Annotated in this window: 8 protein-coding genes; 3 read left to right on the top strand and 5 right to left on the bottom strand. The window is 74.6% G+C overall.

Going from position 1 to position 10,213, the window contains the following annotated elements; all coding sequences use genetic code 11:
- Positions 1-34 precede the first annotated feature (34 nt).
- The gene (locus M3147_RS18090) at positions 35-862 is read right to left on the bottom strand and encodes a hypothetical protein (RefSeq protein WP_251204807.1); all 828 of its coding nucleotides are present in this window, start codon (positions 860-862) and stop codon (positions 35-37) included.
- A 253-nt stretch (positions 863-1,115) separates the two neighbouring features.
- On the opposite strand from M3147_RS18090, the gene M3147_RS18085 reads away from it, so the two are divergent.
- On the top strand, positions 1,116-2,057 hold the full coding sequence (locus M3147_RS18085) for an arginase family protein (RefSeq protein WP_251204806.1): 942 nt from the start codon (positions 1,116-1,118) through the stop codon (positions 2,055-2,057).
- 50 nt (positions 2,058-2,107) lie between these two features.
- Complete coding sequence (locus tag M3147_RS18080; protein WP_251204805.1) at positions 2,108-2,584, top strand: SixA phosphatase family protein; 477 nt, start codon at positions 2,108-2,110, stop codon at positions 2,582-2,584.
- A 167-nt stretch (positions 2,585-2,751) separates the two neighbouring features.
- Here the strand turns inward: M3147_RS18080 and hutI are convergent, their stop codons facing one another.
- The 4 genes from hutI to hutH all read right to left on the bottom strand — a co-directional run bounded on the left by hutI (position 2,752) and on the right by hutH (position 9,270).
- Positions 2,752-4,113, bottom strand: coding sequence for an imidazolonepropionase (gene hutI / locus M3147_RS18075; protein WP_251204804.1), 1,362 nt, complete (start codon positions 4,111-4,113; stop codon positions 2,752-2,754).
- Between the two features lie 14 nt (positions 4,114-4,127).
- Entirely contained in the window at positions 4,128-5,834 is a 1,707-nt protein-coding gene (hutU, locus tag M3147_RS18070; RefSeq protein ID WP_251204803.1) for a urocanate hydratase, read from the bottom strand.
- Positions 5,835-5,986: 152 nt separating this feature from the next.
- A complete protein-coding gene (locus M3147_RS19600) occupies positions 5,987-7,468 on the bottom strand; it encodes a M23 family metallopeptidase (protein ID WP_251204802.1) in 1,482 nt (493 codons plus the stop codon).
- A 233-nt stretch (positions 7,469-7,701) separates the two neighbouring features.
- The gene (hutH, locus tag M3147_RS18060; RefSeq protein ID WP_251204801.1) at positions 7,702-9,270 is read right to left on the bottom strand and encodes a histidine ammonia-lyase; all 1,569 of its coding nucleotides are present in this window, start codon (positions 9,268-9,270) and stop codon (positions 7,702-7,704) included.
- Between the two features lie 157 nt (positions 9,271-9,427).
- Here hutH and M3147_RS18055 point away from each other — a divergent pair, with 157 nt between their 5' ends.
- Positions 9,428-10,210 carry an IclR family transcriptional regulator gene (locus tag M3147_RS18055; protein ID WP_251204800.1) on the top strand — a complete coding sequence of 261 codons (783 nt, stop codon included), beginning with the start codon at positions 9,428-9,430 and terminating at the stop codon, positions 10,208-10,210.
- Positions 10,211-10,213 lie beyond the last annotated feature (3 nt).

Here is a 10,213-nt window from a genome sequence, read left to right as displayed (position 1 = left end):
GGTTCGGTGGGGAGCGGGTGGGGTGGGATGCCGCTCAGGAGCGGGTGCGGTCGCCGGTGGCGGCCGCCGGCCCGGCGACGAGCGCGAGCCGCACCGCGATCGCCGCGACCGTCGCCCAGCAGAGCGCGGCGACGACGGCGGCGGCGAAGGCGAGGCCGGTCCACTCCCGCACGCCGAGGGCGGCCTCGACGGCGAGAACCGCCGCGAGCAGTGCGGCGACGGCGGCGACGATCCGCGCGCCACGACCGCCGCGGGCGGCCCGAGCGACGAGCAGCACCGCGAGCACCATGGCGAGCACCCGCGCCCACACCACGACCGTCGAGAGGGCCGAAGCGGTGCCGTAGCCGAGGGCGGCGACGAGTCCGGGGAGCTCCGACAGGGCGAGCACCGCTGCGGCGCCGACCGCCAGCACGAGGGCGACCCGATGGATGCCGATCGCCGCCGCAGGGGCGACCGCTCGGGCGCCGACGAGCGCGAGACCCGCCGCCGTGGCGGCGATCGCGAGGGCGAGCAGGCCGCCGACATCGGCGACGGTGCCACCCGGGCTGCCGCCGAGACCGAGCCGGGCGACCGTCGTGACGGCGAGGAGGAGGAAATGCACGGCCGCGACGCTTCCGCCGACCCCGATGAGCGTGCGGCCGCGCACCGCGACCGCACCGATCACGAGCAGCACTGTGCCGAGGGCCATCGCGCCGACCGCCCCGAGCTGGGCGGAGCCGATCCCGTACATCAACGCGATCTGCATCTGCCGGCCGAGCGGGACGACGGCGACCGCGAGCGCGGCGAGCACGACGGCGACGGCGGCGAGCGTCGGGGCGGATGCTGCGGGCGAACGTCCTGGGCGGCGTTCGGGGTCGGGCATGCGAGCCACGATACGCGAGCGGCGGCGCACGGCGTCGCGTGCGGCGCGCCCGCACGCCCCGCACGCACGCGCCGCACGCACGCACGCACGCACGCATGCGCCGGACGCACGCACGCGCCTCACGCCCGCACGCACGCGCCGCACGCCCGCACGCCCCGCACGCCCCGCGCGCACGCGGCATCCGTCCGGGATCGCAGACGGCGAGGCATCCGCGCCCGCTGCGCCTGAGCGTCCCACCGCCTAGCGTGGGCGCATGGCGCTCTCGTACGATCCGCTCTGGCCCCGTGCCGGAACCTGGCCCGCCCCCGACACCCTCCCGGCGGGGGAGCGTGCGGCGCTCGCCCTGCTCGGCGTGCCGGCCTGGCGGACCTCGCTCTCGCCGACGGGGGCGCACGCGACCCCGGCCGCGGTGCGCGAGGCGCTGCAGCGCTACAGCGCCACGCTCGTGCCCGACCGGCGCGGCACGGGGCGGGAGGCCGCCCTCGAGTCCGACCGTCGGCGGGTCGTCGACGCGGGTGACATCGAGGACCCCGATTCCCCAGCGGGCGAGGCGCGCACGATCGCCGAGGTGGCGCGACTCCGCGACCTCGCCGAGGTCGTGCTCGCGATCGGCGGCGACAACTCCGTGACGGTCGCCACCGCGCTCGGCGCGTGGGGCGACGGTCTCGACCGCGCCGGACTGATCACGCTCGACGCCCACTACGACCTGCGCGACGGCATCTCGAACGGCTCACCCGTGCGCCGGCTCGTCGAGGCCGGCCTCGACCCCGCGCGGATCGTGCAGATCGGCATCGCCGATTTCGCGAACTCCGCCGAATACGCTCGCCGGGCGCGAGAGCTCGGCATCACCGTCATCCACCGTGATGAGCTGCACGGTCGCGCGCCGGCGGAGGTCATGGCCGAGGCGCTCGAGATCGCCGGCGCCGCCGGCGGGCCCGTGCACCTCGACCTCGATGTCGACGTCTGCGACCGTTCGGCAGCCCCGGGCTGCCCCGCGTCGATGCCCGGCGGCCTCGCCGCATGGGAGCTGCGCGCCTTCGCGCGGGCTGCGGCCAGCGACCCGCGGGTCGCGAGCGTCGACCTCGCGGAGGTGGATGCCACGGCCGACGCACCGGACGGCCGAACCGTGCGCCTCGCCGCCCTCTGCGTGCTCGAGGTGCTCGCGGGCATCGCGGCGCGGCCGGCGCGGGGCTGACGCGCGACCGGCCTCTCGCGCGCGGGCGTCGGCGGTGCGAGGCTGGGGGCATGAAGACGCTCCTCCTCGCCCGGCACGCGAAGTCCGACTGGGGCGACCCGGGACTCGACGACTTCGACCGCCCGTTGAACGCGCGCGGGCTGCGCGACGCCCCGGCTCTGGCGCGCCGCCTCCTGGACGAGGGCGTCGCGCTGCAGTTCGTCGCGTCGAGCCCGGCGCTTCGGGCCATCACGACCGCACGTGAGTACGCTGCCGCGTTCGACGTCGAGCTCGTCGAACGGCCCGAGCTCTATGCGGCGTCGGGCCGGACCATCCTCGAGGTCGCCGCAGCGCTGCCCGACGAGGCATCCGTGGCCATGCTCGTCGGTCACAATCCCGGCATGAGTGACGCGGTGGCCGAGCTCACCGGGGAGTTCGTCGAGCTGCCGACGTGCGCGGTCGTGACGTGTTCCGTCGACGTGGGCTCCTGGGCCGAGCTGGTCGAGGGCAGCGGGCGGCTCGAGCTCGTGCGCACGCCGCGCGACTGAGCCCCCCCTCACTCGACTTGCCCGACTTTCATGAAAGTTGGGCAAGCCTCCCCCCGCACGAGTTGCCCGACTTTCATGAAAGCTGGGCAAGCCTCCCCCTCACACGAGTTGCCCAACTTTCATGAAAGTTGGGCAACTCGGAAACGCCGGAGGGAGCCGAGCGCACGCTACGCGGCGCCGGCGAGCGGCGCTCCCGCGCGGAACACGCGACGCACGAGCGGCACGCCGGGCCGGTACGCCAGGTGCACATGACTCGGCGCGTCGAGCTCGACGAGATCGGCCGACAGGCCCGGCCGGAGCGCGCCGACATCCTCACGGCGCAGTGCCCGGGCGCCGCCCGCCGTCGCGGCCCAGACCGCCTCCGCGGGAGTCATCCGCATGTCCCGCACCGCCACCGCGATGCAGAACGGCATCGAACTCGTGAAGCTCGAGCCCGGGTTGCAGTCGCTCGCGATCGCGACGGTGGCGCCCGCGTCGAGCAGGCGTCGCGCGTCGGGATAGGGCTGGCGAGTCGAGAACTCGACGCCCGGCAGCAGGGTCGCGACCGTGTCCGAGGCGGCGAGCGCCGCCACGTCCGCCTCACTCAGGTAGGTGCAGTGGTCGACGGATGCCGCGCCGAGCTCGACGGCGAGCCGCACCCCCTCGCCGGGGCCGAGCTGGTTGCCGTGCACGCGCACGCCGAGCCCGGCCGCACGCCCCGCCTCGAGCACCCGCCGGGACTGTTCCGCCGTGAACGCCCCACGTTCGCAGAAGGCGTCGACCCACTTCGCGTGCGGGGCGCAGGCGGCGAGCATCTCGCCCGTGACGAGTTCGACGTAGGCGTCGGCACCGGGGCCGTCGGGCTCCCGGTACTCGAACGGCACGACGTGCGCGCCGAGGTAGGTGACCTCCTCGGTGACCTCGCGGGCGAGGCGCACCAGCCGTTCCTCCGCCTCGACCGAGAGGCCGTAGCCCGATTTGATCTCGAACGTCGTCGTTCCCTGTCGGTGCAGCTCGTCGACGAAGGCGGCGAGACGGGCGCGCAGCTCCTCGTCGCTCGCCGTGCGGGTCGCCTGCACGGTGGAGCGGATGCCGCCCGCCTCGTACGGCCGGCCGGCCATGCGGGCGGCGAACTCCTCGGCCCGGTCGCCGCCGAACACGAGGTGCGAGTGCGAGTCGACGAAGCCGGGGATGACGGCGCGGCCGCCGAGGTCGACCACCTCGTCGGGCTTGAGTGCGTCGGGCTCGAGTGCGTCGAGCGGGAGTGCGTCGGGCGGGAGGGGATCGTCGCCGCCGGAGGCCTCTGCGGCGCCGCGGGCCCTCCCCGGGCGCGAATCTCCTCCGGCGGGGGTGGCGGTGGGCAGCGCAATGGGCAGGGCAGTGGGCAGGCCCGCGGCCACGGCGGCGGCCGGCCCGACCCAGGCGACCCGCCCATCGACGGCCAGCAGCGCGGCGTCCCGGACGATCCCGAGCGGGCCGCCCTCGCGACCGGGCGCCGGATCGTTCGTCGTCAGCTCGCCGATGTTCGTGAAGAGGATCGTCCGAGGCATCCGCTGTCCTGCTCTCAGACCATCGGCACGTCGAGGCCGCGCTCCCGCGCCACCTCGATCGCCCGCTCGTAGCCGGCATCGACGTGCCGCATGACGCCCGTGCCGGGATCGTTCACGAGCACGCGGGCGATCTTCTCGGCGGCGAGCTCGGTGCCGTCGGCGACGACGACCTGGCCCGCGTGGATCGAGCGGCCGATGCCGACGCCGCCGCCGTGGTGGATCGACACCCAGCTCGCGCCGGACGCCGTGTTGAGCAGCGCGTTCAGCAGCGGCCAGTCGGCGATCGCATCGGAGCCGTCGGCCATGGACTCGGTCTCGCGGTAGGGGCTCGCGACGCTGCCCGAGTCGAGGTGGTCGCGGCCGATGACGATCGGGGCGCTGAGTTCGCCGGAGGCGACCATCTCGTTGAACTTCAGTCCGGCGAGGTGGCGCTCCTGGTAGCCGAGCCAGCAGATGCGGGCGGGCAGGCCCTCGAAGTGCACCTTCTCGCCGGCTTGGGTGATCCAGCGGCGGAGGTGCTCGTCCTCGGGGAACAGCTCCAGGATGGCTCGGTCGGTGGCCGCGATGTCGGCCGGGTCGCCCGAGAGCGCCGCCCAGCGGAACGGCCCCTTCCCCTCGGCGAAGAGCGGCCGGATGTACGCGGGCACGAAGCCGGGGAAGTCGAAGGCGTGCGCGTAGCCGCCGAGCTCCGCCTCGCGGCGGATCGAGTTGCCGTAGTCGAACACCTCGGCCCCGCCCGACTGGAAGCCGACCATCGCCTCGACCTGCTTGGCCATCGAGGCGCGGGCGAGCCGGGTGAACTCCTCGGCGTCGGCGGCGGCGAGCTCGTGCCATTCGGCGACCGAGACCCCCTCTGGCAGGTAGGACAGCGGGTCGTGCGCGCTCGTCTGATCGGTGACGATGTCGATGGGCGCCTCCCGGTCGAGGAGCTCGGCGAAGATTGTGGCGGCGTTGCCGACGACGCCGACGCTGCGGGCCAGGCCGGCCTCCTTCGCCTCGACCGCGCGGGTGAGGGCGGTGTCGAGGTCGGGGTGGTACTCGTCGAGGTAGCCGTGCTCGACGCGGCGGGCGAGACGGGTCTCGTCGACGTCGACGATGAGCACGGCGCCGCCGTTCATGGTGACCGCGAGGGGCTGCGCACCGCCCATCCCGCCGCAGCCGCCGGTGAGGGTGAGCGTGCCGGCGAGGCTCGCCTGCGCGATCTCCTCGGCGCTCCGGCCGTGGCGCTCGGCGAGCACCCGGGCGACGGCGCCGAAGGTCTCGTAGGTGCCCTGCAGGATGCCCTGCGAGCCGATGTAGATCCATGAGCCGGCGGTCATCTGCCCGTACATGGTGAGGCCGAGCGACTCGAGTCGGCGGAACTCGGGCCAGTTCGCCCAGTCGCCGACGAGGTTCGAGTTCGCGATGAGCACGCGGGGAGCCCAGGCGTGCGTGCGGAAGACGCCGACGGGCTTGCCCGATTGCACCAGCAGGGTCTCGTCGTCCTCGAGCCGCTCGAGGGTGGTGACGATCGCGTCGAAGGACTCCCAGTTGCGGGCGGCCTTGCCGGTGCCGCCGTAGACGATGAGGTCCTCGGGGCGCTCGGCGACCTCGGGGTCGAGGTTGTTCATGAGCATGCGCAGGGGCGCCTCGGTCTGCCAGCTCTTCGCGCTCAGCTTCGAGCCGCGGGCGGCGCGCACGGTGCGGGCGCCGCGCGCTTCGGTGGAGGGTGCATCGGTCATGTCCCCAGGTTCGCGCAGCCGGAGGGCCGCGACAACGGATGCCGCGGGGCGGGTGTCTGCGATCCCGGACATGCGGCCCGGGGCATCCGCCGCCACACACGCGACTTGCCCGACTTTCATGAAAGTCGGGCGAGTCCGGTGGTCGGTGGCGGTCAGCCGAGCGGGATGCCCCGCGAGGCCATGAACGGGACCGCGTCGATCGCGACGCCGCCGAGGCGCACCTCGTAGTGCAGGTGGCAACCGGTGGACGCCCCGGTCGAGCCGACGGCGCCGATCAGCCCGCCGGCCTCGACCACGTCGCCGACGGCGACGAGGATGCCGCCGTCCACGAGGTGGGCGTAGCCGGTGGAGACGCCGTCGCCGTGGTCGATGAGGATCCAGTTGCCGTAGCTGCCGTTGCGACCGGCCTCGATCACCGTGCCGCCGGTGGCGGCGAACACCGGAGCGCCGCAGGACGCCGCGAGGTCGGTGCCGCGGTGGAAGTCGTTCACTCCGGCGACCGGCTTGTTCGGACGCGGGCCGAAGCCGTCGGTGAGGCGGCCGGCGACCGGCAGGGACCAGCCCTGATCGCTCAGCTGACCGGAATCCGTCGGCAGGTTCTCGATGACCGTGACGCTCGACGCGGCGAGCTCGGTGCGCACGGCGGCCAGTGCGTCGCGCGCCCTGGCCACGGCGGCCTCGGCGTCGTCGACCTTCTGCTGGAGCGCCTCGACCGGAACCGCGTCGACCTTCTCCCACGCCGCCGCGGCGCGCGCCTCGGCGGCGTCGGCGTCGGCGTCGAGTCGATCGGCCGCGTCGCGCAGGCCCTGCACGTCGCCCGTGAGCTCGGAGACGCGCTGCATACTGCCGAGGCCGGCGAGGAGATCACCGCCGGGCTTCACCGCCGCGTCGATCGAGCCGAGGGCGTCGCCGTCGCCGCGGAGGGCGCCGATGTACAGCCGGGCCGCTTCATCGGCCTTGCCCCGGGCGGTCTCGGCGAGGTCGTCGAGCTCCATCGCGGTGGACCGTGCAGCTTCACGCGAGTCGCGGGCCGCCGCCAGCTCGTCCTGCGCGGCCCGGAGCGCGGTGGTCGCCTCGCTCAGGACGCGCTGCGCCTGCCGGATCTCCGCCGAGACGACCGTGCCGGCGGCCAGGATGTCGCCGTTCAGCAGGAGCGGTCGGGGTCCCGGCTTCGTGACCGCGCCGCTGGGCGCCGGGGCGGTGGGCCCCGGGGTCGTCGGCGTGGGCGTGGGCGTCGTGGTCGGCGGGGGTGTGACGGGTGGCGTCGTCGGTGGGGTGGTGCCCGGGTCGGTTCCGGGGTCCGTGCCTGGGTCGGTGCCAGGGTCTGTGCCCGGGTCGGTCCCGGGGTCTGTGCCCGGGTCGGTGCCGGGGTCCGTGCCAGGGTCCGTGCCAGGGTCTGTTCCGGGATCCGTGCCCGGGTCGGTGCCCGGATCCGGCGGCGGGTCGCTCGGCGGTGGGTCGCTCGGCGCAGGGTCGCTCGTCGTCGTGCTGGCGCTCGGATCGGCCGGGGCCGGGGCCGGGGCCGGGGCGGGCGCGGAGACGGCGGCGGGGTCGGCGCCGGGATCGGCGACCGGGGCGCCATCGTCGGCATACGCCGACGTGGTGCCGGTGACGCCGAGCAGTACGGCAGTCACGGCGGTGGCCGCAGCGAGTCCGGCGCGCCGGGGGCTCAGGGCCCGGCGTCCAGGGTGCGGCGCTTCGTCCAGTGTTGGCTTCATCGACAGTCCAAGGGTGTCGGTTTCGGGTACCGACGGGCTCAGTCTCGCACCGCATCCGCCCGGGCACAACGTTCATTCGATGAGCCATTGTCACCTTTTCGGGGCGGATTTCGCCCCGTCATCGGCGTGTCGGAACCGGGTGTGCGGCCTCAGCCGAGCGGCGCGGCGGCCGCAGCCGTGGCTCGCGCGAGCACCTCGCCGGAGGTCACGAGCTCGGTGAGACGCTCGATCTCGGGGGAGAGGAAGCGGTCTTCGCCGGGCACCGAGCCCTCGGCCGCGATCAGCTCGACGACGGCGCCGGTGACCGGCCCCGGCCGCAGCGGGGCGCGGAGCTGCAGGCCACGACCGGCGGTCATGATCTCGATCGCGAGCACCCGGCTCAGGCCGTCGATCGCCCGGCGCAGCTTGCGCGCGGCGGCCCAGCCCATCGACACGTGGTCCTCCTGCATCGCCGAGGAGGGGATCGAGTCGACCGACGCCGGCACGGCGAGCCGCTTCAGCTCCGACACGATGCCCGCCGCCGTGTACTGGGCGATCATGAGCCCCGAGTCGACGCCGACCTCGTGCGCGAGGAACGGCGGCAGCCCCTGGTTTCGCGCCCGGTCGAGGAATCGGTCGGTGCGCCGCTCGCTCATCGACGCGACGTCGGCCGCCGCGATCGCGAGGAAGTCGAGCACGTACGCGACGGGTGCGCCGTGGAAGTTGCCGTTCGACTCGACCCGGCCGTCCTTCGTGAGCACGGGGTTGTCGACCGCGCTCGCGAGCTCCGCGTCGGCGACGGATGCCGCGTGCGCGACGGTGTCGCGGGCGGCGCCGTGCACCTGCGGCGCGCAGCGGAGCGAGTAGGCGTCCTGCACGCGGCCGTCATCCGGACCGGCGTGGCTGGCGACGATCGGGGACCCCGCGAGCGCGGTCCGGAAGTTCGCCGCCGCGACCGCCTGACCGCGCTGCGGGCGGAGTGCCTGCAGGTCGTCGGCGAAGACGGCGTCGGTGCCCATCAGGCCCTCGACGCTCATCGAGGCGGCGAGGTCGGCGGTGGTGAGCAGCAGGCGCAGGTCGGTGATGGCGAGGGCGAGCATGCCGAGCATGCCGTCGGTGCCGTTGATGAGGGCGAGTCCCTCCTTCTCGCCGAGCTGCAGCGGGGTGATGCCGGCCGAGGCGAGCGCGGTACCGGCATCCGCGAACTCGCCATCGGCGGTGCGGACCTCGCCTTCGCCCATCGCGACGAGCGCGCAGTGGGCGAGCGGCGCGAGGTCACCGGAGCAGCCGAGTGAGCCGTACTCGCGCACGACGGGGGTGATGCCGGCGTTCAGGATGGCGGCGTAGGTCTCGGCGGTGACGCGGCGGACGCCCGTGCGGCCGGTCATGAGCGTCGAGAGGCGCAGCAGCATGAGCGCGCGCACCACCTCGCGTTCGACCTCGCCACCGGAGCCGGCGGCGTGCGAGCGCACGAGGCTCGCCTGCAGCTGTGCACGGCGGTCGGCGGCGATGAAGGTGGTCGCGAGCGCGCCGAAGCCCGTCGAGATGCCGTAGTGGGGGTTCGGGTCGGCGGCCAGGCCGTCGATGATGGCGCGACTGCGCTCGACCTCCTCGAGGGCGGTCGCGTCGAGCGCGACGCGGGCGCCGTGGCGGGCGACCGCGACGACCTCCTCGATCGAGAGGCCGGCGATGCCGACGGTGACCGCGGTGGGGATGCTCGTGGGCGCGCTCGTGCTCATGCTTCGATTCCAGCCGGTCGGATGCCTCGGCGGGAGGCGGTGGACGCGGCATCCGTCTGCGATCCCAGACGAACCGCGCTACGCTCGCTCCAACCCCCGACTTGCCCGACTTTCATGGAAGTCGGGCAAGTCGAGATGTGGGTGGGAGGGACGACGGATGACGAAGGCGAAGGTGCCGGCGGCGGACCAGACGCTCGCGATCCTCAGCCACCTCGCGCACCAGCGCGGGCCGGTGCCGGCGGCGACGATCGCCGCCGCGCTCGAGCTGCCGCGGTCGACGGTCTACCACCTGCTCGCGGTGATGCAGGAGCGCGGCTTCATCGTGCACCTGCCCGAAGAGCGCCGGTACGGGCTCGGCGTCGCGGCCTTCGAACTCTCGAGCGGGTTCAGCCGACAACAGCCGCTCGCCCGGCTCGGTGGCCCGCTGGTGGCCGGGCTCGTCGACCGTCTCGGCGAGAGCGGGCACCTCGCCGTGCTCCACGGGCGCGACGTGCTCTACCTCGTCGAGGAGCGTGCGCCGCGCCGGCCCTCGCTCGTCACCGCCGTCGGCGTGCGGCTGCCCGCATACCTCACCGCGACGGGGCGGGCGATGCTCGCCGCCCTGCCGCCCGCGCAACTGCGCGCGCTCTACCCCGACCGTGCCGCCTTCGCCTGGCGCGGCGATCCCGAGGCCGCAGGCGAATGGCGCGCCTCGCGACTGAAGCAGGTGCTGCACGAGGTGCGCGAGACGGGCTGGGCGGCCGAGGCGGGGGAGGTCACTCCCGGGCTGGCGTCGGTCGGCGTCGCGGTGCTCGATCACGTCGGCTGGCCGGCGGCCGCGATCGCGGTGACCTACCCGGACGACTCGCCCCGCACGCCCCCCGAGGCGGAGATCGCGGCGGCGGTGCGCGCCGCCGCCGACGAGCTCGGCCGACGGATCGGCGCCGCCCGCGCACGCTGACGC

It is taken from the genome of Agromyces mediolanus (assembly GCF_023715325.1).
Taxonomy (GTDB): Bacteria; Actinomycetota; Actinomycetes; order Actinomycetales; family Microbacteriaceae; genus Agromyces; species Agromyces mediolanus_A.
The sequence above is the reverse complement of the archived record's forward strand: the minus strand, read 5'-3'. Positions and strand labels throughout refer to the sequence as shown.